General features: G+C 33.5%; 21 protein-coding genes. 8 read left to right on the forward strand and 13 right to left on the reverse strand.

Translation table 11 applies throughout. The features are described from left to right. The first annotated feature begins 118 nt into the window (after positions 1–118). The 3 genes from dnaG (at position 119) to ABD745_RS04510 (ending at position 4,805) form a co-directional block, all read left to right on the forward strand. On the forward strand, positions 119–2,104 hold the full coding sequence (dnaG, locus tag ABD745_RS04500) for a DNA primase (RefSeq protein ID WP_344825873.1): 1,986 nt from the start codon (positions 119–121) through the stop codon (positions 2,102–2,104). Positions 2,105–2,188: 84 nt separating this feature from the next. Continuing rightward, the gene (gene clpP / locus ABD745_RS04505) at positions 2,189–2,875 is read left to right on the forward strand and encodes an ATP-dependent Clp endopeptidase proteolytic subunit ClpP (RefSeq protein ID WP_047400530.1); all 687 of its coding nucleotides are present in this window, start codon (positions 2,189–2,191) and stop codon (positions 2,873–2,875) included. A 667-nt stretch (positions 2,876–3,542) separates the two neighbouring features. Then, positions 3,543–4,805 carry an esterase-like activity of phytase family protein gene (locus ABD745_RS04510; protein ID WP_344825876.1) on the forward strand — a complete coding sequence of 421 codons (1,263 nt, stop codon included), beginning with the start codon at positions 3,543–3,545 and terminating at the stop codon, positions 4,803–4,805. A 434-nt stretch (positions 4,806–5,239) separates the two neighbouring features. On the opposite strand, the gene tpiA is transcribed toward ABD745_RS04510, so the two are convergent. The 4 genes from tpiA to ABD745_RS04530 form a co-directional block, all read right to left on the reverse strand. Continuing rightward, positions 5,240–5,998 carry a triose-phosphate isomerase gene (tpiA, locus tag ABD745_RS04515; RefSeq protein ID WP_344825879.1) on the reverse strand — a complete coding sequence of 253 codons (759 nt, stop codon included), beginning with the start codon at positions 5,996–5,998 and terminating at the stop codon, positions 5,240–5,242. A 98-nt stretch (positions 5,999–6,096) separates the two neighbouring features. Then, positions 6,097–6,444, reverse strand: a complete 348-nt coding sequence (locus ABD745_RS04520) for a tellurite resistance TerB family protein (RefSeq protein WP_344825882.1) — start codon at positions 6,442–6,444, stop codon at positions 6,097–6,099. A 70-nt stretch (positions 6,445–6,514) separates the two neighbouring features. After that, complete coding sequence (locus ABD745_RS04525; RefSeq protein WP_344825885.1) at positions 6,515–7,627, reverse strand: BT_3928 family protein; 1,113 nt, start codon at positions 7,625–7,627, stop codon at positions 6,515–6,517. A gap of 2 nt (positions 7,628–7,629) precedes the next feature. Further along, positions 7,630–8,196: a DUF1599 domain-containing protein gene (locus ABD745_RS04530; protein ID WP_344825888.1), complete on the reverse strand. Its 567-nt coding sequence runs from the start codon at positions 8,194–8,196 to the stop codon at positions 7,630–7,632. Positions 8,197–8,550: 354 nt separating this feature from the next. On the opposite strand from ABD745_RS04530, the gene folP reads away from it, so the two are divergent. Then, complete coding sequence (gene folP, locus ABD745_RS04535; RefSeq protein ID WP_344827202.1) at positions 8,551–9,321, forward strand: dihydropteroate synthase; 771 nt, start codon at positions 8,551–8,553, stop codon at positions 9,319–9,321. Positions 9,322–9,387: 66 nt separating this feature from the next. Beyond that, positions 9,388–9,729, forward strand: coding sequence for a helix-turn-helix transcriptional regulator (locus ABD745_RS04540; RefSeq protein ID WP_344825890.1), 342 nt, complete (start codon positions 9,388–9,390; stop codon positions 9,727–9,729). Between the two features lie 53 nt (positions 9,730–9,782). On the opposite strand, the gene ABD745_RS04545 is transcribed toward ABD745_RS04540, so the two are convergent. The 7 genes from ABD745_RS04545 to alaS form a co-directional block, all read right to left on the reverse strand. Next, entirely contained in the window at positions 9,783–10,547 is a 765-nt protein-coding gene (locus tag ABD745_RS04545) for a GLPGLI family protein (RefSeq protein ID WP_344825893.1), read from the reverse strand. A gap of 131 nt (positions 10,548–10,678) precedes the next feature. Continuing rightward, positions 10,679–11,449, reverse strand: coding sequence for a GLPGLI family protein (locus tag ABD745_RS04550; RefSeq protein ID WP_344825895.1), 771 nt, complete (start codon positions 11,447–11,449; stop codon positions 10,679–10,681). 48 nt (positions 11,450–11,497) lie between these two features. After that, positions 11,498–11,704: a hypothetical protein gene (locus ABD745_RS04555; RefSeq protein WP_344825898.1), complete on the reverse strand. Its 207-nt coding sequence runs from the start codon at positions 11,702–11,704 to the stop codon at positions 11,498–11,500. A 469-nt stretch (positions 11,705–12,173) separates the two neighbouring features. After that, on the reverse strand, positions 12,174–12,410 hold the full coding sequence (locus ABD745_RS04560; protein WP_344825901.1) for a hypothetical protein: 237 nt from the start codon (positions 12,408–12,410) through the stop codon (positions 12,174–12,176). A 111-nt stretch (positions 12,411–12,521) separates the two neighbouring features. Further along, on the reverse strand, positions 12,522–14,726 hold the full coding sequence (locus ABD745_RS04565) for a hypothetical protein (RefSeq protein ID WP_344825904.1): 2,205 nt from the start codon (positions 14,724–14,726) through the stop codon (positions 12,522–12,524). 159 nt (positions 14,727–14,885) lie between these two features. Further along, positions 14,886–17,339 (reverse strand): DUF5686 family protein, encoded by a 2,454-nt coding sequence (locus ABD745_RS04570; RefSeq protein WP_344825907.1) that lies wholly within the window; start codon positions 17,337–17,339, stop codon positions 14,886–14,888. A gap of 147 nt (positions 17,340–17,486) precedes the next feature. Continuing rightward, positions 17,487–20,090, reverse strand: a complete 2,604-nt coding sequence (alaS, locus tag ABD745_RS04575; RefSeq protein ID WP_344825910.1) for an alanine--tRNA ligase — start codon at positions 20,088–20,090, stop codon at positions 17,487–17,489. A 501-nt stretch (positions 20,091–20,591) separates the two neighbouring features. Between alaS and ABD745_RS04580 the strand changes: the two genes are divergently transcribed. The 3 genes from ABD745_RS04580 (at position 20,592) to msrB (ending at position 22,921) form a co-directional block, all read left to right on the forward strand. Next, a complete protein-coding gene (locus tag ABD745_RS04580) occupies positions 20,592–21,143 on the forward strand; it encodes a sigma-70 family RNA polymerase sigma factor (RefSeq protein WP_344825914.1) in 552 nt (183 codons plus the stop codon). A gap of 12 nt (positions 21,144–21,155) precedes the next feature. Beyond that, the gene (locus tag ABD745_RS04585; RefSeq protein ID WP_344825917.1) at positions 21,156–21,428 is read left to right on the forward strand and encodes a hypothetical protein; all 273 of its coding nucleotides are present in this window, start codon (positions 21,156–21,158) and stop codon (positions 21,426–21,428) included. A gap of 392 nt (positions 21,429–21,820) precedes the next feature. Then, the gene (msrB, locus tag ABD745_RS04590; RefSeq protein WP_344825920.1) at positions 21,821–22,921 is read left to right on the forward strand and encodes a peptide-methionine (R)-S-oxide reductase MsrB; all 1,101 of its coding nucleotides are present in this window, start codon (positions 21,821–21,823) and stop codon (positions 22,919–22,921) included. A 58-nt stretch (positions 22,922–22,979) separates the two neighbouring features. Here the strand turns inward: msrB and ABD745_RS04595 are convergent, their stop codons facing one another. Together ABD745_RS04595 and ABD745_RS04600 are read right to left on the reverse strand one after the other, a co-directional pair. Then, positions 22,980–23,618 (reverse strand): hypothetical protein, encoded by a 639-nt coding sequence (locus tag ABD745_RS04595; RefSeq protein ID WP_344825923.1) that lies wholly within the window; start codon positions 23,616–23,618, stop codon positions 22,980–22,982. A gap of 132 nt (positions 23,619–23,750) precedes the next feature. After that, positions 23,751–24,596: an ABC transporter permease gene (locus tag ABD745_RS04600; protein ID WP_344825926.1), complete on the reverse strand. Its 846-nt coding sequence runs from the start codon at positions 24,594–24,596 to the stop codon at positions 23,751–23,753.

The following is a 24,596-nucleotide window of genomic DNA, read 5'->3' on the forward strand; positions in this document are numbered from 1 at the left end:
TTTATTTTTAAAAATAATTAAATTAAAGTCATTTATAATCAAAATTTTACTGAATCCGAAGTATGACTTTTCATTTCAGATTTTGTACATACAATTTTTAATTGTATATTTTTGCAACATGATTTCTAAGCAGACCATAGATAAAATATTCTCAACAATCCGTGTAGAAGAGATTGTCGGTGAGTATGTGCAGTTGAAAAGGGCAGGGTCTAATTTTAAAGGACTCAGTCCGTTTCATGATGAGAAATCACCAAGTTTTGTGGTTTCACCAAGTAAACAGATCTGGAAAGATTTCTCGACGGGAAAAGGAGGAACGGCAATTTCTTTCTTAATGGAAATTGAAAATTTCACGTATCCTGAAGCACTTCGTCATGCAGCGAAAAAGTATGGGATTGAAATTGAAGAAGATCAGCGGGAATTTTCAGAAGAAGCAAAAAATGCACAGTCTGAAAGAGATTTGTTATATAAGATCCATGAAATTGCCAATGATTATTTTCAAAACTTTCTTTGGGAAGTCGAAGAAGGAAAATCGATTGGATTATCCTATTTTAAAGAGCGTGAACTTCGGGATGATATCATCAAAAAATTTCAGCTAGGATATTCTCCGGAGAAGAAAAATTCTTTTACCGAATTTGCTATTGAAAAAGGATATTCAAAAGAAATATTAGAAAAATCCGGATTATCAATTTTCCCGGAAAATGCTCCTAACGGAATTGATCGGTTCCGGGAAAGAGTAATGTTCCCGATTCATAGTTTTTCGGGTCGAGTTCTTGGTTTTGGAGCGAGAATTCTTAAAAATAATGTCAAAACGGCAAAATATCTCAATTCGCCGGAAACCGAAATTTACCACAAATCCAATGTCCTTTACGGATTAAACCAAAGCAAACAGTCAATTTCAAGGAAAAATGTCTGTCTTTTGGTGGAGGGTTATATGGATGTGATTTCGCTTCATATGTCCGGAATTGAGAACGTGGTGGCGAGTTCCGGAACTTCTTTAACAACGGAGCAAATTAAGTTAATAAAAAGATTAACGGAGAACGTTACCATTCTTTTCGACGGTGATAATGCTGGAATTAAAGCCAGTTTCCGAAGTATCGATATGCTGTTGACGGAAGGAATGAACATTCGTGTTCTTTTGTTTCCGGACGGCGACGATCCCGATTCTTTTGCCAGAAAGCATCCGCGGGAATATGTTGAAAAATTCATCGAAAATGAGGCGATGGATTTTATCGATTTTAAAGCAGAAATTCTTTTAAAAGAAGTAGGAAACGATCCGATAAAAAAAGCTGAAGCGATCCGGGATATTGTAAAATCGGTTGGCTTTGTTCAGAATGCTTTAAAAAGGGAAGTTTATCTTAAAGAAGTTTCCAATAAATTCGGATTGTCGGAGCAGAGTTTATTCAATGAGCTGGATGTTCAGAGACAGGTAACACAAAATCAGACACAACACGTTCAGCAGCAAAAGGAAAATGCGGCTCCTGCAAAAATGGAGATTGTACCTTTGGATGAAGAAAAAGCCGATCCGTTTTTGTTTGAAGTCTTGTTTATGGAGAATAAATTGGTCGATCACATGTTGATGTTTGGTGACATTGTTTTAAAAAGAACAGATGAAAATAATGGGGAATACCAAATTACCGTTATTGAAGAAATTCTCCATCATTTCGACGAAGAGCAGTACCAGTTTTTGGTAAAAGGAAATGAAATAATCATCAATCAGGTAAAAGAAGGAATTCAGAATGATGAGCTTCGAAGCGGGAACTTTTTTGTAACTTTTATGGATGAAGAAATTACAACGAAAGTCGTGGATGCCTTACTTCCTTTGGATGATCTTGAAAACTGGGCTTCAAGAAATATATTTCCTCCAAATTACGGAGATAAAATTGCCGATCAGGTAAAAGGCGATGTCTTGCTGCATAAATACAGATATATTGATTATCTAATAAAAGAAACAGCCAACGAACTGGATAAATACAGTGATTCCGATCAGGTGAAATATTTTGAGCTGATACAGAAAATCAGCTTATTGAAACAGGCTTCTATCCGGTTGAGCAATATCATTGAATATTCTCCTATCAAAGGAATCTATGTCAACAGAAGAAAATAATTCTATGACAAAAAGTCCTATAAAATTTTAGGAATAAAAGTTGTAAATTAAACTTCGTAAAATGTAATAATACACAATAGAAATATGGACATTAAAAAAGAATTCAGAGATTTCTCTGTAAAGCATTTAGGAAATAACGGTTTGGTTACCGATCAGTATATGGGAATGTATGGTCCAACAAATCTTACTCCATATATCATGGAAGAAAGAAGATTAAACGTAGCTCAGATGGACGTTTTCTCTCGTTTGATGATGGACAGAATCATTTTTCTGGGAACAGGAATCGACGATCAGGTTGCTAATATTGTGACGGCACAGCTTTTATTCTTAGAAAGTGCAGATCCTTCAAAAGACATCCAAATTTATATCAACTCTCCTGGTGGAAGCGTTTACGCTGGTTTAGGAATTTATGACACGATGCAGATCATTAAGCCTGATGTTGCGACAATCTGTACAGGTATTGCAGCTTCAATGGGTGCTGTTTTATTGGTTGCAGGTGAGAAAGGTAAGCGTTCTGCGCTTAAGCATTCAAGAGTAATGATTCACCAGCCTTCAGGAGGTGCTCAAGGAGTTGCTTCTGACATGGAAATCAATTTAAGAGAGATGTTGAAGCTTAAAAAAGAATTGTATGACATTATTTCAGATCATTCTGGTCAGACTTACGAATGGGTTGAAAAAGCGTCAGACAGAGATTATTGGATGACTTCTACCGAAGCGAAAGAATTTGGAATGGTAGACGAGGTTTTACAGAGATCAAAAGAGAAAAAATAATTTTCTTTAAAGAATAATTACAAAGCGCATCAATTTATTTTGGTGCGTTTTTTTGTGAAAAAAATTGAAAAAATAATCAGAATAGTAACATGTCATTTCGACAGAGAAATCCAAATCATTAATAATTTATAATTTTTCAGGAGCTATTTCCCGCTATCCACTCATACTCCTCGCAAGCCAGCCTGTCCTGAGCCTGTCGAATGGCTTGCTGTGGGGTAACCGTTTCTATCGGGGCTAGGAAATTCATGCTGTTGAAAACCACTCCGTCAAAAAAATGCCACCCTTTGTCATTGCGAGGAGCGAAGCAACGAAGCAATCTCATTAAGAATTCAAATAATAAGGTATCGATTAATCACAAAGTTTGTCATTCCGTAGGAATCCAGACAATGATTTTTACCATTCAATCTCTACAAAATCAACCTAGATTCCTACGGAATGACAAAGTAAGTGATCTTGTAGTATCGTTGAAAAAACGACAAAAACCATAGCCCGGATTGCAGCGACATCCTTTTTTTGCGATGGCTTGAAAAAAGCGGTGGAGAAAAAGATATAGCGGAAAGCCGGAAACAGCTTCAAAAAAAACTGAGTAAAAATTAAAATACAATTATCATTGCATTCAAGATAAGTTTACAATCAATAGCTACTTTCGCAACCAATAAAAGTAAACATGAAAAAAATCTTGTTACCTATACTTGCTTTCATTTCTTTGACGGCATGTAATAATGATGATAATACATCCAATCAGGATATCGATTATTCTAAACTTCCGCAGGAATTTCCTTTTTCTACTCTAACAACTCTGAATGGAGTGAATATTATTAACGGAGGTTTCGGTTCGGGAGCAACAGCACACCCAACCAGAAAAGGAGAATTTTATGTGATCACAGACCGTGGTCCGAATGTAGCGTATTCTAACGGAATTAAAATCTTGGTGCCAAATTTTACGCCTACAATCATGCACTTCAAAATTAATGCAGACGGAAATATTGAGGTAATCAAATATATCAAGCTTAAAAATCCTTCAGGACAGCCAATCACAGGTCTTCCAAATCCGGCAGGAATGGGAAGTACAGGAGAAACAGCTTATGCAGCAGACGGAAGTGTTTTAGGAACAGATAATTACGGGTTAGACAGCGAAAGTATTGTGGCAGCAGCAGACGGAACTTTTTGGGTTTCTGATGAATATGGTCCTCACATTGTTCATTACAGTGCAGAAGGAGTGGAATTGGAAAGAATAAGCCCGATTGGTGTAAATACGGGAACAAGAAAACTTCCTGCCGTTTTTGCGAAAAGAAGACCAAACCGAGGAATGGAAGGGATGTGTATGACTCCGGACGGAAAAATGCTGGTCGGTACAATGCAGTCGACCATGTATGTTCCTTCAAAAGCTTTGGCAACGAATACGACTTTGACAAGAATTGTAACGTTCGATCTGGCAACAGGACAGACGAAACAATATTTATATAAACAGGACGGCGGAGCTTCAGATTCTGTTTGTGACATCACACCAATCAGCAATACTGAATTTTTAGTTATCGAAAGAGACGGAAATTTCGGATCTGTTGGCGGACTTAAAAAAGTATACAGAATCAGTCTGGCAGGAGCAACTGATGTTTCAGGAACTGATTTAACAGCTGTTGACGGAATGAAAATTAACGGAAAAACGCTTGAACAATCAACCTGGGCTGAATTGAGTGCGGCGGGATTAATGCCTGTTCCAAAAACATTAGCAGTTGATTTGGTTGCAAAAATTGGTTACGAGCACGATAAATTCGAAGGAATTGTTTATTTAGGAAATAATAAACTGGCAGTTTTCAATGATGATGACTTTGGTGTTGCAGACGATGGAAACGGAAATCCAAAGACGAAAATTCTTCCTAAAACCGGGAAGCAGGACAAAGGAACTATGTATATAGTCGATATTCAATAATTAGATTTTGTAAAAAGCGGTGGCATCAAAGATGCCGCCGCTTTTGTTTTTATGCTTTTTATTCCCACAGATTACACGGATTTGCACAGATTTTTGTGTTTTATTTTTGAATTTTAAAATTAATTAAACGCAAAGATTTTATTATTTAATCTATAATTTTTAGTTTTCAAAAGGCAAATAAATTTGTTACGTAAAACTTGAAAATATAGCTTCATCAAATCAACTTGTTGATTATTCTTAGCTCACTTAAGATTGATTATAACTACATTAAAACTTTGCGTTAAAGAAAATCTACGAGAATATATTCAAACACATTGACACGAATATTTTCACGAATAAAACACAAACATCTGTGCAAATCCGTGTTGTCTGTGGGAGAAAATAAAAAAAGACCGCCAAAACGACGATCTCTATATAAAATATTTTAATTAGGATTAATTAAAACCCTCAATAATTTTAGAAAAATCTTCAAGCTTCAAAGCAGCTCCACCGATCAGACCACCGTCGATATCGGGTTGAGAGAAAATTTCTTTTGCGTTATCCGGTTTTACAGAACCTCCGTAAAGGATAGAAATTTCGTCAGCAACTTCCTGTCCGTATTTTGCTGCGATGATGCTTCTGATATGAGCGTGGATTTCCTGAGCCTGTTCAGGACTTGCCGTTTCACCTGTTCCGATTGCCCAAACCGGTTCGTAAGCGATTACTACCTTTTTGATTTCTTCTGCGGAAAGCGTGAAAAGAGCAACTTCAGTCTGGTTTTTTACCACTTCAAAATGCTGTCCTGCTTTTCTTTGCTCCAAAGTTTCACCATTACAGTAAACAGGAATTAAGCCTTTATCTAAAGCCAGTTTTATTTTTCTGTTGCAGTGAGAATCTGTTTCACCATGATATTGTCTTCTTTCGGAATGTCCGATCAATGAACCTGTTGCGTCGATTGATTCCAGCATATCTGCAGAAATTTCTCCTGTATAAGCTCCGCTTTCGTGCTCACTCATATCCTGAGAAAATACTCCGATTTCGTCTTTTTCGAAGATATCTTTTGCCATCATTAGATATAAAGACGGAGGAGCGATCCAAACTTCACAGTTGGTTGCATTATTATTTTTATAGCTAAGTAATTGAACCATTAATTGTTGAGCGTCAATTACATTTTTGTTCATTTTCCAGTTTCCTGCAACTATTTTTCTTCTCATAGATTTTTATTTTAGAAGTTAGAGGTAGATATTAGAAGTGAGAAAGTGGCGTATTTTTATACTAATTCCTAACTTCTAATATCTAATTTCTCAATTAATTAAATATTCCAAAGGTTTTTCAAAAGCGTGTAGAAAGTATGTTCTTCGTCCGTTACTTTATTATCAGCTTTAATTAATGTTTTCGCAAATTGAATGAAATTCAGACGCTCTTTTTCCGTAGAATCGTCGAAGAAACAACGCGCATGGAATTCAAAATGACCTTTCCATTCTTCAGGCTGAAGCAAAGCGATCACTTCCAGTTCATTATCCAAATCCACTTTAAAAGGAAATTCATCGGCTAAATATTGCTGAACAAGCATTCCTTCTTCAGGAGCAAATTCTCCGTCTACAGAGGAAAGGATCATTAATAAATGGTAACCGGCGATCGATTTATTTGATTTTTGCATTAAGGTATGTTTAAGTTTAGTGTTGTCTTTTTTAATTAAATATTCAACCTTGCAAGTCTTAGATCGAAATCTATTTTACATAATCTTTTGCAGGCTGTTTGTCTATAATTTTTCCGTTTTGTAAAATTAAAACAAATGGGTTGCTTCTTGCAATAGTTTTGATAGCAGTTCCGTCCATCATTGCATTTTTGATGGTTTTGAAAGTATTCGGCAACGTTGAAACTCCGTACACAACATTTGCACCTTGCGTTTTAACTTTTGCTTCAACCTGTTTCAATAATTCCGGTGAAACATCTTGGGGATGATAGGAGAAAACTACAATGGCTTTTGGAGCATTGATAATTTCTTCGGTCAATTCTAATCCTGTCGGGTCTTCGATTTTGAATTTTACGATTTCAGATTTGTAACCTTCTTTTATCAAAACAGATTCATTTTTTCCTTCCTCGATTTTCCATGGCGAATTTTCTGCCCAATATTCTGTTTTCTTAATATAATCATCCTGGTTTACCTTTAAAACTTCTCCGGTTTTTGAGTTTTTAAGAGAATAAAAAGTCTTGTATTCAGATGGATTTTTGTTAATTTTTGCTTTCTCGGCTTTCAGATCGGTCCCGATTTTATAATCACGGAAATCGATCAGTGGTTCGTGAACAATTCCATGAGCTCCTACTAAGATCATTCCGATTGAAAATACCGCCAAAAGAAGATATTTAAATTTATTTCCGGATTCTTTTTTAGAACTGTAACTGTACGCATCTTTTTTCTTAAAGTCTTTTCTGTATAGAATAAATACGAAAATTAATCCTGCCAAAAGCACAATATCTTTAATGAAACTCTGCCAAGGCGTAAATTTAATCGCATCTCCGAAACATCCGCAATCCGTCACTACATTGAAATATGCCGAATAAAATGTCAGAAAACCAAAGAAAATACAAAGCGCAATCAATGCTGAAAGGGTGAATTTAAGTTTTAATTTTAATAAAAGCATAAACCCAAGAAAAAGTTCCAAAACCACTACAATTACAGAAAGTGGAAGTGCAAACTTTTCAAAAAACGGCATATTGAAAACATTGGGAGCGAAGTATTCTTCCATTTTAAAGGAAAAACCAACCAAGTCTACCGCTTTTACAAAGCCGGAAAGAATGAAAATAACAGCAATTAGGAAACGTAATAAACCTTTTATCATAGTTAAGTAGTTTTGGATTCGACGTTGTTTTCTTTTTCGGAGAATTTGATTAAGCAGAAAACGGCATAATTCAGCATATCAAAATAATTGGCATCTAAACCTTCAGAAATGATCGTAACTCCTTGATTATCTTCAATTTGTTTTGTTCTTAAAACTTTTTGATAAATTAAATCAGTAATCGAAGAAATTCTCATATCTCTCCACGCTTCACCGTAATCATGATTTTTTCTTTCCATTAAAGCTTTCGTTTCGTTGGAATATTTATCGTAAAGACTTAAAATCTCCTCTTTATTTTCGTTAAAATCGTTGGAAAAACCTTTTTCAAGCTGAATCAGTCCGATGATAGAGTAGTTAACAATGGCGATAAATTCGTCTTCTTCACTTTCGTCCACCATTTTTTTGTCGGTCATCTGTAACGTACGGATTCTGTTGACTTTAATATAAATCTGATCCGTAATTGAACTCGGTCTCAAAACCCTCCATGCTGCACCGTAATCCTGTAATTTTTTACTGAAAAGCTCACGGCACTGACCAATAATTTTCTCGAACTGTACTGATGTTTTTGACATAAATTCTCTTAATCTTTCAAATATACGAAATTTTGTGTTTGAGAGGTTTTTGGGTCGCAGAGTTTTTGGGTTGGAGTCTCTGAGAGTGGGAGTGTTCGGGTGAATGGAGTTTTAATTTTGTGTTTTTAAATAAATACATTTTCGAACTTTAAATTTTACAATTCTTTTTTGTTTTAATTTTGTAAAATAAATTACAATTCATAATTCCGAAAAATGTCCAATAAAAGCTCATCAAAAAAAACTCATATCTCTTCAAATTCTCCAACTCCGACACTCTTAAACTCTCCAAATATAAACCATTATCACTCAATCAACTGCAACGGAAAACTTGTCGATTTATCAATTCCGAAAATAATGGGAATTCTGAATCTTACTCCGGATTCTTTTTCCGACGGCGGACAATTCAATAATGAAAAATCTGCATTGGAACATGCTGAAAAATTATTGAAAGATGGAGCCGAAATTATTGATATCGGACCACAATCGACCCGTCCGAATGCAGAATTTTTGAGTAGTGAAGAAGAAATTAAGAGAATTGGAAATGTAATTTCTTTAATTAAAAAAGAATTTCCGGAAGCCCTGATTTCTCTGGACACTTTTTATGCTGAAACTGTGAAATTTGGCTTCAATGAAGGGATTGATATTATTAATGATATTTCGGGAGGGAATTTTGATGATAAAATGTTTGATACAGCCGTAGAAACGAAACTTCCTTATATTCTGATGCATGTAAATCCTTCGTATGAAACGATGCATGATAAAATAAAATTTGCTGATATTACCCTTTCTGAGAATCAGTATTTTTCTGAAAAAACAACTGAATTATTAGAAAAAGGAGTTAATGACATTATTTTGGATCCCGGTTTTGGTTTCGGAAAAACAGTGGAAGATCAGATGAAAATGATCGATGAGGTGGAATATTTAGGATTTGGAAAATTTCCTTTATTAATTGGGATTTCAAGAAAATCTTTCATTTATAAACCACTTGGAAAATCAGCTTTGGATATCAATGAAGAAACTCAGAAATTACATCTGAAAGTTTTGCAGCAGGGAGCAAAAATTCTGAGAGTTCACGATGTTGCAGAAGCGAAGAAAACAGTTGATGAGTTTTTGGGAACGGTGTAATTCGAAAATTCGAATAATTTTTATTAACTTTCAAAACAAATATATAAACTTGTCTAAAACAAAGGTATGAGTGTAGGAACAAATCTTAAAAAATTACGAAGCAAAACCAAATATTCTCAACAGGATATTGCAGATATGCTGAATATTGACAGACTTACTTATATTAACTGGGAAAATGAAACGACAGAAGTAAAATCAGGTTATATTCCTAAACTTGCAGATATTTTTGGAGTGAAAATTCAAGATCTTTTTGATGGCGAGCAATCAATTCAGATTAATAATTTTGAAAATTCTGATACTTCCAATGCTGCAGGACAGCAAACAATAATATTCAATATTTCTGATGCAGAAACGGCCAAATTATTTGGCGAGCAGATTCAGGAGCTTATTAAGAGTCTTAAAAAATAATTTTATAAATTTTCATTTGAATAAAATATCCTCACATTTTTTGTGAGGATATTTTATTCAAATGGTTTTAATTCTAAAGGATTATTTTCCATTTTCTTTCTCTTTTCTAAAAGTGATTCATAATATTTGATTTCCTCCGCACCAATTTCTAAACCCGTAAATGCAGATAATGTACATTCCATATTAAATTTTGCTTTTAGATATTTATCTTTAGAATAGATTTTAAATTCATTTAGATTGAATTCAAAATCTCTATCATATTTTTCAATTTTTGTTAATGTAAAATGATAATCTTCTTTTGTGTCATACAGCTCAAAGATTAATCCAGGTAGACCATTGAATTTGTAAGGTCCTAAAGATTGAGTATATTCTTTAGAAAAATAGGCAATCCATCTTCTTCCAAATTTATTGATTGCTGCCATTTGACACTTTACTCCATTAATTATTTTTGTTTCTCCATAAAGAACCCACTTTAAAGAAACATTCTCATTATATCTTATTTTTCCATCACCGTATTTAAAAAAGATATTTGTAGTTCCGTTTTTTCTTATTAATCTTTCCTGAAAATAATCACTTACAATTTGTGTATCTACATTTGCCTTAGCTTTGTATTGACCTGTATCATTTAGATAATTTTGTGCCGCAGCAAAATAATAATCCTGAGAATTTCCAATTAATACAAATTTTTGAAAATGCTGATTTCTTTCTCCTAAGTTTAAGGAAGCATCATAACTTACTTTTATTGTTGGCTCAAAATCTATTTTTTGAGCAAATGTTTGTAGAGAAAGAAAGATTGTAAATAAATATATTTTTGTCATAATTGTGATTAAAAAAGGCGGAGAAATACTCTCCCTTACTGATTTAACGATTAATTGTTACATGTGATTTATACCAAATTCCATTTAAAACCATTTGAATAAAATATCCTCACATTTTTTGTGAGGATATTTTATTCAAATGGTTTTAATTCCAAAGGATTATTATTCATTATTTTCTTTTTATCAAGAATTTCTTGAGTTTGTTTTCTAAAATCTGAATCGTCTATCGGAGGAAAGGCAGCAAGTGTATACTCAAGATTATAAGTAGCTTTGAAAAAATCTTTTTTACTAAGTTTTTTATATCCTTTTAAATTAAATTCATAATTATTTTCATCTTTTTCTACTTTTGCTACAGTAAAATGATAATCATCTCTTGTATCATATAATTCGAAAATTAAGCCAGGTAAACCATTAAATTTATAAGGTCCCAAAGATTGTGAATATTCTTTGGAAAAATAGGCAATCCACCTTCTGCCATATTTATTGGTTGCAGCCATTTGACACTTTACTCCATTGATAACTTTGGTATCACTATATAAAACCCATCTTACATCCGTATTTTCTTCATATCTGAATTTGCTATCTCCATATTTGCCAAAAATATTCGTAATACCGTCTGATTTTAAAATTCTTTCTTCTAAATAATCTGCGATTGAAAGACTTACACCGCTTTTTTTTGTTTGCTTTCCGTCTTGATCGGTATCTGATAAATAGTTATGATAGCCGGAAAAATAATAATCTCGTGAATTTCCTATTAAAACAAACTGTTGTTCTCTCCTAAACTTTTCACCTAGTTGAAGAGAGGCATTATAAGTCACTTTTAAAGTTGTTTTAAATTGAATTTTTTGACCAAAACTTGTTACAAAAAATAATGTCAGCAAAAATAAAATAGCTTTTTTCATACTTATATTAGATAAAGAAAGGCAGAAAATCTGCCTTTCTAATTAGATTTAAGGGTTTATAGTCACATCTGGTCTCACTCCGCATTCTACTTGATTTGCAGATTCTATCCAATCAGACATTTGATTGTATGTCCAGTTTTCTGGGAATGACGTATAATGTTTCACTCCACAAGTAGATGTCCAAACCGCTTGAACCCTAGCAAATACCATAACTGAAATTCCCATCATAGCACAAAATAAAATTTTCTTTTTCATTTGTAAAAAATTTAATTGATTAAACTTTTACAAACATAGTAAGCGAATCAGAAAACTAAAGTATAGAAAATTATACAAATTTTGTTGAATTTTCTATACATTTAATCATATTAAGTAATTGTAAATCAAATTATTAATTGATTTTGTCTTTTTGGTTAAAAAAATAAATAAGAAAGTCGATTTTAACGAAAAACTTTTTTAGTTTTTGGATGCTTCGAGAGCCTCAGGATGACATTTCTAATACTAACTGTTCTTATTAAAGCATATTTTTGAGCGTTGTCATGCTGATTTAAGAGAATATTTACAGCGCTGTCATGCTGAGGTTCTCGAAGCATTATTCATTATAAGAACCAAAAGGTGGGTAAAAAAACAATCTTATTCAACAGAACATTTGTAGCGCTGTCATGCTGAGGTTCTCGAAACATTATTAATCACAAACAAAAAAGTTGAGCAAAAACTCAACTTTATATTAATTCAGATTCGATAATTTATCGGCAAACTGTTTTGAAAATTCTTTTCTGTCTTCTTCCATTTTCTCTTTTTCCGAAGGAAGAACATAATTGAAAAGAATCTTGTCTTCATTGTCTAAAAAGATGATTTCTTTTTCATTTCCATCAATCATTTGGGCAAAAATTTCCCACATGGAAGTGTCCTTCAGTTTTAATAATTCGAAAAATTGTTCTGCTTTTATTTCGATTTTCTGCATTGTTTTATTTGTTATTTAATTGCTCATTATTTGTATTTTAACCACCCCGTCAAAAATTCAACGAATTTTTGCCACCCCTCCAGAGGAGGGGAATTTTAAGCGTGGATAATTTTAGAATTCCAATAGTTTTAATTTAAACTGAACTGCAAAGTTCTGCATAAAATTCGGAGTTGTATAATATCCGACTCTGTAAAATAATCCTAAATTAAAGTAAGACGACAGGAAATTGTTCCATTCCAAGCCAACTTCCTGATAAAGATGATTCAACGGCCGGAATCTGAACTGATGATATTCCGGATGATCCATATTTCCGATGGTTCCTCTCAAAACAAAGTCGAAACTTGAAATATTCTGCCCAAAACTCCTGAAATAAAAAGGAACTTTGTGTGTGAAATAATATGCTACGAACTTATCGTTATAATATTTTCCGCCTTCCAAAGTCGCGAATCCGAGGAATGAAGTAAGGTTAAAATTAAAATCTCTTCTTGTCGAGGCTAATCCGTTCATTGTAAAGTTTTTCCAGATCGGGGCATCTCCGAAAACCATTCCTCCGTATAACCTGAAACCTGTAGTTCCGAATCTCGTTTTGAAATTATGAACGAAAAGCGCATCAAATCGCGTGTAATTGAAATCTCCACCCAATATTTTGTAGCTCTGTTCGTAATTAAAATACAGTTCAGGATATTTCTGATCGATCAGAGATTTTCCTTGCGGTGTCATGATATTTGTAGAATTCGGAGAATATTTCAGGGTAAATAATGTGTTGAAATTATCAAAAGTATGACCTCTGTCTCTGAAAGAATAATCAAACATAGCTTCCTCAACATTTCTTCTCGCTGCAAAAACCAGTGTCAAACCGTTCGTCACATCATTTAAATAAGACGCAGAAACACTTTTGAAGTGATAATATCTGTCATTATTCAAGTTGTTTCCAAAGTTCGCCATTCTCATTTTGAAGTTCCAGAGTCTTCTGTAAAATTCTCCGGAAGCCGTCACATCATCAATATAATCAAGCCTGAAAAATGAATTTTTGTCGAGCGTTGTTTTAATATCAAGACCGATTCCGTATTTCAGTTTATCATCTTTAAAACCGTAAGCAAAATAATAGTCAGGTGAAAAATAGGGGTTAAAAGTTTCGTTAAGTTTGGCTTTTAAACCCAATCTGAAGCCTTCGTATGAGTTGAAATTCGCAATTTCATCTACCGCGAAATCAACGACACCCACTCGGATTTGTCCGTTCAATAAACCGGTTAAAACTCTTGCTTTGGTATCAATATTATAGATTTTACCAAGGCTGTCGATGGTGGTGTAAGTATTTCTTTCTCTTTCAGATAAAGGATCGGTCCGGTATCGATCCAATGTTTTTCCGTCAGTATTTTTTACTGAAAAAGTATATCCTTTAAAATCTTTCTGGTCATTTTCAATCGGCGATTTATAATCAAAATATTTTGAAATCAGGAAAGCGTAGGTCCCGAAACTCTGTTTCTTTTTTTTCTCATGCTTTTCTTCGGGATGTTCCTTGTCATCTTCTTCCATCGCCATATTGCTCATCTTCAGTTTTACTGTTTCATAAGCCAAAAACCATTTATTATTGAAGAAAATCCAGGTACTTGTAATAATTCCGTCGTTTTTATTTTTACTGAAATTTTCGATTTTTTTGATTCCGTAAGTTTCGGTATCAATATAAATTGCTCCGTTGTATTTTCTTTTTTTATCAGGTTTTTTATAATTAACTTCTCTGAAACGGATGACAAAGTTTTTTCTTCCGTCCATTTCGATCGTGTCGGTTAAAAAGAAACGGTAAAGTCCTCGGTTTTCCTGTTTCAGCTGAGCAGGAAGCTTATCTCTGTTGCTTTGCTGAAGGGCAATCATCTCGTAAATCGGCTGCTTCAGTCCGGAAATTCTGTTGTCGAGAATATTGATTTTTTCACCGTATTTTTTTGAGTATAAAAATTCCTGAGCTCTTTCCCAAAGGAACAATTTGCTCTTTGAAAATATTTTTCGGGCGGAAATATTGTTTAATGAATCTTTTTCTCTCTTCTTTTTAAACATTCCGGTTTCTTCGAAGAATTGGTTGAACTGAGTTATACTGTCTTCATCAATATCCAAAGAGATTTTTTCGTAGGATTTGTAGGCGTAAGAATCTAACGTTTTCGGAGAATTTTCATGAAATAATTGGTTGACTTTCTTTAATATTTCAAGGGCTCTGGGATCGCTTTTATCTTCTATCACAACGCCTTCAATAGAAGTAACTTTCGATTGTGAATAACCAAAAACATACATCCAGAAAAATATAAATACTAAAACCCTTTTCATGTGAAAAACTTGGTAAAATTAATGATATTTATTGTCTTAGGAAAGTTTTGTTAATTGATATTAATATCATTTTTAATTGGAATTATCTTTCAGAATAAAAGAAAAAACTCCCGAAATTTCCGGAAGCTCTATGTATATATTTACAATAATAAAAGATTTTTAAAGTACATTTAATCTGATTTTTATACCAAAGTTGTCTTTAAACTGTGACGTCTGGTAATATCCTAATCTGTATGATAGTCCTACGCCAAAGCTTCTGCCCAAAAATCTGTTCCACATAAATCCGACTTCCTGATAATAATGATCGAGTACCTGGAATTCAAACTGATGATCTGCTCTGTTTTTAAAACCTCCTATTGCTGATTGATATTCGAGTTCGATGTTGGAATATTTTGTCCCAAAAGTTTTAAATCTGAACGGTAAATATTGCGAAATCTTAAATCCTACAAATTTATCCGTAAAGAAAGCTCCCGAAGGCATTGTCGTAAATCCTAAATTGGTTGGAGTATTGATCGCGGAAGACCAGTTGTCAGAATTTTGATCTCTCTGACCTGCAATTTCAAAGTTCTTCCAGATCGGAGCGGTTCCCGAAGAAATTCCCCCGAAAAGTTTGATATTAGTAGAACCTAATTTCGATCTGAACTGATGAATAATTAATGCATCCAATCGGTGATAATTCAGGTCTCCGCCTAAAGTTTCAAATCCTTTTTCATAATTTATAAGAATCTGAGGATAGCCTTTTTCGTAGGTATATTTTCCGCTTGGAGTCATGATATTTTTGTCATTCGGAGCAAATTTTAAAGATAATGTTGCGCTTGTATTGTCGAAACTGTTGCCTGAATTTTTATACTGATAATCGAAAAGAGCCTGCTGTTTTTCTTTATTCACCGCAATTTTCATGCTTAATGAATTAGAAATATCATAAAGGAATGAAGCTCCCCATTTTTGATTTTTGTAGAAAGTTGCATTATGAAGATCCAGATTAATATCCGAAACTTTCATCATCTTATCCCACATATTATTGCTGAATCTTCCTGCTGCAAAGACATCGTCTACATAATCAATCCGGAAAACAGACGTTCTTTTATCAGATAATTTTACATCCAAACCTAAACCGTATTTCCATGTATGATCTTTAAATCCATATCCGAAATAACCGTCGGGAGAAAAAGTATTACTGAATCTTTCGTTGAGTTTTACACCTGTACCCAAACGTAAACCTTGGTATTTGTCATAGCTGAAAAATTTAGTAAGATCGAAATCAATCATTTTATAGCGTAGATTTCCTCTCATTAACTGTGTTAAAAAGTTCAGTTTCTTTTCAAAATCATGCTTTTGTACAAAGCTGTCGATTTTTGTATAAGTGGCGCTTTCTCTTGTGGTAAGACTATCGGTTCTGTATTTATCCAAAAGGCTTCCGTCGGAACTTTTCATTTCAAGAGAATAACCTTTGAAGTCGGATGCTTTTTGCGGCTCATTGATCTCAAAATCGAAGAAACGGTTTTTTACATATAAATAATTTCCGAACTTCTTTTTATTGTATTTTGTTTTTTCTCCAGGTTTTAAACTGTCTTTTTTTGAAATATCAAAGGTTTGGCTTCCCATCTTTAATTTGATGTCTTCATAATCTAAAAACCACTTACCATTAATAAGTTTCCAGACTGAAACAATATCGCCTTCGTTTTGTTTTTTGTTGACACTTTCAAACTTTTTCAGAGCATAAGTTTCAGAATCAATATAGATTTTTCCGTTGAATTTTCTGGGATTTTGCTTCTTCTTATCTGTAATTTCTTTGAATTTAATAACGTAAGTTTTCCTGCCGTCAAGCTGTAAAGTATCGGAAAGATAGAAGTTAAACAATTTTCTGTTTTCCGGTCTCAGCTGTCTCGGAGTTCTGTCGAGATTGGAAATATTAATCGCCAATGCTTCATAAATAGGGTTTTTGAAGCCGGACATTCTGTTGTCGATAATGTTGGTCTTTTCACCAAACTTCTGAGAAAATTTATATTCTGTTGCTTTTTCCCAAAGAAACATCTGGCTTTGCTCCGTTGCACTAAGGAAATCTTCAGCAGTCAACGAATCTTTTTTGTCCTTTTCTTTTTGTTTAAAACCTTTCTGATCCACTTTTGAAAGTGAATCTTTTCTCGTAGCCAAGAAATTTTTAAAAGTGTCAATAGAATCTTTGTCTACGTCAATAGAAAACTTACTGTAAGACTTAAAGTTATAAGTATCTAAAGATTTGGGAGAGTTTTCTTTGGCTCTTTTGTTTACTTCATCCAAGATTTTCAATGCTCGCAAGTCACTTTTATCGTTAATGATAACTTTATCAATATTGCCTATTTTTTCGGATGAAGGCTTCATCGATACTTCCATTGATTTTTTTACATCGACCAGAACATCTTCAAAATTACTGGCAAGAATTTCTACTTTTTTGCATTTAGTTTTGAAAGATAAATTGCCGCTAAAATCTGTTTTTCCGAGAAGTTCGTCATCACAATACACCGCTGCATTATGAATCGGCTCTTTATTGGATTTATTGATTACTTTCAGTTGGGTCTGACTGAAAAATAACACTGTAAAAAATAAAAATAATGGAGATAAAAGTTTTGTCATTAGTTTTTTATAGATAAGACAAAACTATTGATAAGAAAGTTACAAAACTATATGGGAAAATATAATCTTTTGTTAAAAATAAAATCAGCTGTATTTTTATCTAATACAGCTGATTTTTATTTAAGATTTTTTAAGTCTTTTTTCTAATTAAATATTCAAAGCTTTCTGATAAGCATTTTCCAAGCCGTCAAGATTTTTACCACCTGCAGTCGCGAAACCTGGATTTCCACCGCCACCGCCTTGAATTTCTTTAGCTAGATCTTTAACGATAGCTCCGGCTTGGTAACTTGCTGCCAAATCGTCAGAAACACCAACCGTAATCATGGGTTTGTCGTCTGCGTTGGAAAGAATAATTGTCACAGAAGTCGGAATTTCTTTCTTCAACTGAAATACTAAATCTTTTACAGAGCCAGCGTCCAAAGAGGTTTTCTTAACTAAAAGCTGCTTGTCACCTTTTTGTTCGTAAGCGTTTTTCCAGTCGCCGATTTCGCCTTTTGCTTTTTCTTTTTTAAAAGCTTCTATTTCTGATTTTAAAGAAGTGTTTTCTTCGATTAATTTTTCGATAGATCTTACAACATCTTTAGATTTCAATAATTGAGAAAGCTCAATAACCTGTTTTTCTAAATTTTTGAAATATTCATCAGATTTATCTCCGGAAATAGCTTCAATCCTTCTGATTCCCGCTGCTGCAGAACTTTCAGAAGTGATTTTAAAATGACCGATTTCACTCGTATTTTTCACGTGAGTTCCCCCACAAAGTTCTTTTGAACTTCCAAACTGGATCATTCTCACGCTGTCACCATATTTTTCACCAAACAAAGCCATTGCACCTTTGTCAATTGCTTCCTGGATCGGGATATTTCTAAATTCCTGTAAAGCAATACTCTCTTTGATTTTGTGATTCACTTTTTCTTCAACCAAAGCCAATTCTTCCTCCGTCATTTTATTGAAATGGGAGAAGTCAAAACGCAGATAATCAGGACCGACGTAAGAACCTTTTTGTTCAACGTGAGTTCCTAAAACTTCTCTTAAAGCCTCGTGTAAAAGGTGAGTTACCGAGTGGTTTGCCTGAGAATTTTTTCTGTCGGTTGCATTTACTTTAGCATAAAAAACAGCACCTGCATCTTTCGGAAGACCATTAATTAAAGAAATGATTAATCCGTTTTCCTTTTTAGTTTCTAATACCTCGAAACTTTCAGTAGCATTTTCAAGAACGCCTTTATCACCAACCTGTCCACCACCTTCTGGGTAGAAAGGGGAATTGCTCAACACAACCTGGTAAAATTCGCCGTCTTTATTTTCTACTTTTCTGTATCTTGTAATGTATGTTTCGGCTTCGATTTGGTCGTAACCAACGAAGTTTTCGTCTCTTTCTTCTAAGGTTACCCAGTCGTATACTTTTTGTTCAGAATCACCTCTAGAACGTTCTTTTTGCTTTGCCATTTCTTCATCAAAACCTTGTTCATCAATCGTCAATCCTTTTTCTTCAGCAATGATTCGTGATAAATCTGCAGGAAATCCGTGTGTGTCATATAATTCAAAAATCAAATTTCCAGGAACAATGGTTTCTCCTTTGCTTTGGGTATCTTTAATGATGTTGCTAATTCTAATTAACCCATTTTCGATCTTATTAAGAAAAGACTCTTCCTCGCTTTTGATAACTTCTGTTACCAAATTTCCTTGTTTTTCAAGCTCAGGGAAAAATGCTCCCATTTGTTCCTGAAGAACAGCAACTAATTTGTAAAGGAAAGGCTCTTTCATATCCAGGAATCTGTAAGAATAAGAAATTCCTCTTCTTAAAATTCTTCTGATAACATAACCGGCACCTCCGTTTGAAGGTAACTGTCCGTCTGCAATTGCAAACGAAACTGCTCTGATGTGATCTACCACAACACGGATCGCAATATCTTTTTCGTCTTCTAAAACTCCGGTATATTTTTTACCGGAAAGTTCTTCAACTTTAGCAATCAAAGGCGTGAAAACGTCTGTATCATAATTGGAAGATTTCCCTTGAAGCGCCATGCAAAGACGTTCGAACCCCATTCCTGTATCAACATGTTGTGCAGGAAGTTTTTCCAAAGAACCATCAGCTTTTCTGTTGAATTCCATAAAAACGAGATTCCAGACTTCCACCACTTGAGGATGGTCATTGTTCACCAATTCAAGACCGGAAATTTTAGCTTTTTCTTCCGGAGTTCTCAAGTCAACATGAATTTCAGAACAAGGTCCGCATGGTCCGCTTGCGCCCATTTCCCAGAAATTATCTTTTTTGTTTCCGTTGATAATTCGGTCTTCAGAAATGTGAGATTTCCAGAAATCATAAGCATCCTGATCTCTGTCAAGATTCTCAGAAGCATCACCCTCAAAAATCGTTACGTATAAATTTTCTTTCGGAATTCCGTAAACTTCCGTCAATAATTCCCAGGCAAAAGCAATAGCATCTTTTTTGAAATAATCACCAAAAGACCAGTTCCCCAACATCTCAAACATGGTGTGGTGATAAGTATCTCTACCTACATCATCCAGGTCATTATGCTTCCCTGAAACCCTCAAACACTTCTGTGTATCGGCAATTCTTGGGGCAGTAGGTGTTTTATAGCCTAAGAAAAAATCCTTGAACTGCGTCATTCCAGAGTTGGAAAACATTAGAGTAGGGTCGTCTTTCAGCACAATTGGAGCCGAAGGAACGATAAGGTGACCTTTACTTTTAAAATAATCTAAAAATTTTTGACGTATCTCTTGTGATGTCATAATGATATATGTTGCTTTGCTTTTTACAATTTTTTGATAAGATGCAAATTTACTATTTTTAGGTGATTTAGTATCAAATATTTGATATTTGAAAATATAATATCAAATATTTAATATATTTTTTAGGAGCTATTTCCCGCTTTCCGTTGCAATCTTTTTCTTCAAAAAAGGATTTTCACTTCAATCGGGGCTAGGGTTTTTGCAGGTATTTCAACGGTATGACATAACCACTCACTTTGTCATTCCGTAGGAATCTAAACTAATTTTGTAGAGATTGGATTGTGAAAATCATTGTTAGATTCCTACGGAATGACAAACTTTGTGAATAATGAGAATGTGTGTTTTAAAATCTTAAAACTAGAACATTCGTTTTCTAATACTATTGCTGAGATCCTTTTCATGATGACAAACAGAGTGCTTATAGATTATGGTAAACAAAACTTTGCACTTTTCCTTTTAACTTATTATCTTCGTTACTATCTGAAAAGATAAAGTTTTGATATGACGAAAAATGAAACACTGAAAAGTTGGATAGAACAATACTCCGAGCCATTGCTGAGAAGAGCTGTCTATTTACTTTCGGATAAAACAGAGGCGGAAGATGTTGTACAGGAGGTTTTTATTGCTGCTTTTTCGTCGTATGAATCTTTTGAAGGAAAAAGTAAACCTTTAACATGGCTTTACACGATTCTCAATTATAAGGTTTCTGATTTTTATAGAAAAAAATATAAATCTGAACCGGAAATCAGGCTTGATCATTTTTTTGATGAAAACGGATCATGGAAAGATAAAGGTATATTGAATGATTGGGATGTTTCCGACAAAGAAACGGAACTTTTGGATGATGAAAATTTCAATAAAACGTTGGAAGATTGTATTGAAGATTTGCCCTCCAGATGGAAAATTCCCATGAAAATGTATTATCTTCAGGAAAAAAAAGCACCGGAAGTGAGTCAGGAATTAAATATTTCTACGACTAATCTTTGGAAGATTCTCCAAAGGAGTCGAATGCAGCTCAGAGAGTGTTTAGAACTTAACTGGTTTGCAAAATAGTAATGAATTAAAATGTTAGCTAAAATTATACATATGATCTTTTTACCATGCAGTGAAGCGTCTTTACTCATGGAAAAACGCAATGAAGAAAACATTTCTCCAAAAGAGAAGTGGAAACTTTCTCTGCATTTAAAGATATGTAAATGGTGCAGAGCTTATAAAGAGAAGCTTGAAATTTTAGATGATATTTTAAAAAGAAAACTTGCTCAGGAAGAAAATATTAAAATTAATAATTCTGAAATTCAGGGTTTTAAAGATAAAGTGATTAAAAATTTAGATATTTGAATAAAACTTTGTCAGGATTTTGAACTTGTTCCGACTATACTTTTGAAAATAAGAAAGTATTAATTTAAAATCACTAAAAATGAACGGAACTATTTCAAAAATCAATTCAAAAAAAAACGAAACGAGAAACAAATCGTTATATTTCATTATTTGGAATTAAAACGATGCCGCTTTGATCAGAAACTTTAAATTCAACGGATCAAAATCTGATAAAATTAAATCCACTTTCCCATATCTTTCGTATATATTTATGTGGATAAATCATAAATAATTACCCGATCATTCAGATAGAAAGTATCACTGAGCAGGTATGATATTTAGTTCGAAATTTGCAATAAGAATTTGCAGATTTTTAATCGAGAAAAAGAATTAAAATGAATAAAAAGATAAAAATGAAAAACATATTAATATTACTCGGAATGATTCTGGGAATAGGAGTATTTGCAACAAGTTGTGGAGATTCGAAAAAACTGAAATCCACAGAAACTAAAAAAGAAAATGAGATCATTATGGACAATAAAAATGTAAGAGAAGTTTATTTTGCAGGAGGATGTTTTTGGGGAACTGAGCACTTTTTTCAACAAATTCGTGGAGTTGTAGGAACAGAAGTTGGTTACGCCAACGGAAACAAAACAAATCCTACTTATGAAGAAGTTGTAAGTCATGCAACAGGTTTTGCAGAAACCGTAAAAGTGAAGTATGATCCTGAACAAGTAGATTTAAAACTCTTAATTGATTTATATTTTAAAACAATTGATCCGACAAGTTTAAACCAACAAGGAAATGACCGTGGAGATCAATATAGAACAGGAATTTATTCTACAGATAAAGCTACAGAAGCGATTATAAAAGAAGAAGTCCAGAAATTGGCTAAAAATTACGACAAGCCAGTTTTGGTAGAAACAATTCCTTTGAAAAATTTCTACAAAGCCGAAGATTATCATCAGGATTATCTGGATAAAAATCCGGGAGGTTACTGTCACATCGAGCCGGGACTTTTTGAAATGGCAAGAAATGCGAATCCGCTTCCAAAGAAAAGCGAAACAAAATATCAAAAACAGGATAAAAAAGTTTTAAAAGAAAAATTGACTGCAGAACAATATAATGTTACTCAGGAAAACGGTACAGAAATGCCTTTTAAAAACGAATATTGGGATGAAACACGTGAAGGAATCTATGTAGATATCACAACGGGAGAACCATTATTTATTTCAACTGATAAATTTGAATCTGGTTGTGGATGGCCAAGTTTTTCTAAACCAATTACTAAAAAATTAATTGAAGAAAAATTAGACAAAACAGCAGGAATGACTAGAGTAGAAGTAAGAAGTAAAACCGGAGATGCACATTTGGGGCACGTTTTCAATGACGGACCTGCAGATAAAGGTGGACTTCGTTACTGTATCAACAGTGCTTCATTGAAGTTTGTTCCAAAGGCTGAAATGCAAAAAGAAGGGTACGGAGAATATATTTCTCTACTGGATAAAAAATAATAAGTGTATTATTAAGTGGGGTGATTGAAAGGACTGTCGAAAGGCAGTCTTTTTTGTTTTAATGAAGTTTTTGTAATTGAAATCTTTCTTTAATACTCAGCATCGAAATATTTAAAAATAATAAAAATCCGAAAATGATATAATAGGTTTGTTTTGGAACATGATCAATAAAAGTTTCAGGTTTAATTAAATTTAAAGTATTTTTTTCTATATAATATTCCTCTCTGATAACACCTCCGCAAATAGAAGTGTATTCTCTTTTAATTTCATTAGGATTTTTATATTCGTGAATGGCGAAAAAGTGATTCGTTTTTTCGACATCAACTCCAAAATTATCCTGATCTGCCAATTCCATAGCATCCATTAATGCGACAAAATCCTGATAATTGTTTTTATCACCAATCACAAACTCAATTCCAGATTTTTTTTCATTTCTTACCTGAAGTTTTTTCAATTCCGAAACATAATATTTCTGGTTCTGTAGAGCCGTGTTGGGCTTTACAACGATTTTTTTATAATTCCAATTTCTATATGATTCAAATGTATTATCAAAAGTATCATTGTATTTATGTTTTGCCGGAAGTCCTAAATCCATCACAGTATATTGCGGATGAACTCTCTGATTTCCATAATACCAAAACAAAACCGGAATCAGTACAGTACTGATTAACCCGGGAACATAGAAAATTTTCTTCATGGTTATAATTTTATCAGAACGGAATGAAAATTTTAAGCCAAAAAATAAAAAAAGTGATCCGAAACCGAACCACTTCAAAAAATAATCTGAATATTTTAGTGTTTGTAATGTTTAATTTTAATTGAGAAATAATTACCAGTCTCTTTTTCTCAAGATCCAATATGATCCGAGGATAAAAATCGCACACCAAACCAGACAGGCAATCATGCTTTCCGTAGGGTAATGAAATTCATATTTTAAACCCATCATTTTTGCCATATTCAATCTCATCATCGGGTTGGGAATAAGGCTCGACATACTTTCTAAAGGTAAAAGGTGCGAGATGAAAAAATCATTCTGAAGAATTTCATTTCTTTGAGGACCTTGCATTCCGCTTACTTTAGACAAAGTTTCAACTAGACCGATAATCCATTCTCCGAGCCATAACACAAACAAAGCAAGAAAAACAAAAACCGATTTTCTCAACAAAATAGAAAGGAACATCAGGAAACAGAAGAATGTAAATAGTTTTACAAAGTAATTTCCGATGAAGAAAACCTCTTCAAAAACCTTTGCAGAATCAGTCACTTTAGAATATTGATATCCCAGAAACATCGTGATTCCAAATACAATTACTGTAGAAACAATAGTGAAAATGCTTATCGTCAACAGTTTTGAAGTGATGAATTCTTTTCGGCTTAATCCGTCAATCGTATTTTGCTTAAACATTCGGTTGCTGAATTCCTGCGAAATCGAGAAAACGATGATTAATCCTAAGAAAATTTTCAGTAAAGCAACAATCCATGTTGTGAAATTCCAGATTTCCGGGAAATTGTAAATACCTTCTTCTTTAAGATTGATCTTTCCTCCGAAAAGATCAAAATCAATTAATCCAATGAAAAGCAATGCAATAAGAATCGCAAAATAAAGTATTGTGAAAACCTTGAATGGTGTATAATTCAGGTTTTTGTAATATTCTAGTTTTAATAATTTTATCAT

It is taken from the genome of Chryseobacterium ginsenosidimutans (assembly GCF_039536845.1).
GTDB lineage: Bacteria > Bacteroidota > Bacteroidia > Flavobacteriales > Weeksellaceae > Chryseobacterium > Chryseobacterium ginsenosidimutans_B.

Coding starts and splice junctions, on each gene's coding strand:
- dnaG (WP_344825873.1), top strand. CDS start 119: ATGATTTCTAAGCAGACCATAGATAAAATATTCTCAACAATCCGTGTA.
- clpP (WP_047400530.1), top strand. CDS start 2,189: ATGGACATTAAAAAAGAATTCAGAGATTTCTCTGTAAAGCATTTAGGA.
- ABD745_RS04510 (WP_344825876.1), top strand. CDS start 3,543: ATGAAAAAAATCTTGTTACCTATACTTGCTTTCATTTCTTTGACGGCA.
- tpiA (WP_344825879.1), bottom strand. CDS start 5,998: ATGAGAAGAAAAATAGTTGCAGGAAACTGGAAAATGAACAAAAATGTA.
- ABD745_RS04520 (WP_344825882.1), bottom strand. CDS start 6,444: ATGCAAAAATCAAATAAATCGATCGCCGGTTACCATTTATTAATGATC.
- ABD745_RS04525 (WP_344825885.1), bottom strand. CDS start 7,627: ATGATAAAAGGTTTATTACGTTTCCTAATTGCTGTTATTTTCATTCTT.
- ABD745_RS04530 (WP_344825888.1), bottom strand. CDS start 8,196: ATGTCAAAAACATCAGTACAGTTCGAGAAAATTATTGGTCAGTGCCGT.
- folP (WP_344827202.1), top strand. CDS start 8,551: ATGGGAATTCTGAATCTTACTCCGGATTCTTTTTCCGACGGCGGACAA.
- ABD745_RS04540 (WP_344825890.1), top strand. CDS start 9,388: ATGAGTGTAGGAACAAATCTTAAAAAATTACGAAGCAAAACCAAATAT.
- ABD745_RS04545 (WP_344825893.1), bottom strand. CDS start 10,547: ATGACAAAAATATATTTATTTACAATCTTTCTTTCTCTACAAACATTT.
- ABD745_RS04550 (WP_344825895.1), bottom strand. CDS start 11,449: ATGAAAAAAGCTATTTTATTTTTGCTGACATTATTTTTTGTAACAAGT.
- ABD745_RS04555 (WP_344825898.1), bottom strand. CDS start 11,704: ATGAAAAAGAAAATTTTATTTTGTGCTATGATGGGAATTTCAGTTATG.
- ABD745_RS04560 (WP_344825901.1), bottom strand. CDS start 12,410: ATGCAGAAAATCGAAATAAAAGCAGAACAATTTTTCGAATTATTAAAA.
- ABD745_RS04565 (WP_344825904.1), bottom strand. CDS start 14,726: ATGAAAAGGGTTTTAGTATTTATATTTTTCTGGATGTATGTTTTTGGT.
- ABD745_RS04570 (WP_344825907.1), bottom strand. CDS start 17,339: ATGACAAAACTTTTATCTCCATTATTTTTATTTTTTACAGTGTTATTT.
- alaS (WP_344825910.1), bottom strand. CDS start 20,090: ATGACATCACAAGAGATACGTCAAAAATTTTTAGATTATTTTAAAAGT.
- ABD745_RS04580 (WP_344825914.1), top strand. CDS start 20,592: ATGACGAAAAATGAAACACTGAAAAGTTGGATAGAACAATACTCCGAG.
- ABD745_RS04585 (WP_344825917.1), top strand. CDS start 21,156: ATGTTAGCTAAAATTATACATATGATCTTTTTACCATGCAGTGAAGCG.
- msrB (WP_344825920.1), top strand. CDS start 21,821: ATGAAAAACATATTAATATTACTCGGAATGATTCTGGGAATAGGAGTA.
- ABD745_RS04595 (WP_344825923.1), bottom strand. CDS start 23,618: ATGAAGAAAATTTTCTATGTTCCCGGGTTAATCAGTACTGTACTGATT.
- ABD745_RS04600 (WP_344825926.1), bottom strand. CDS start 24,596: ATGATAAAATTATTAAAACTAGAATATTACAAAAACCTGAATTATACA.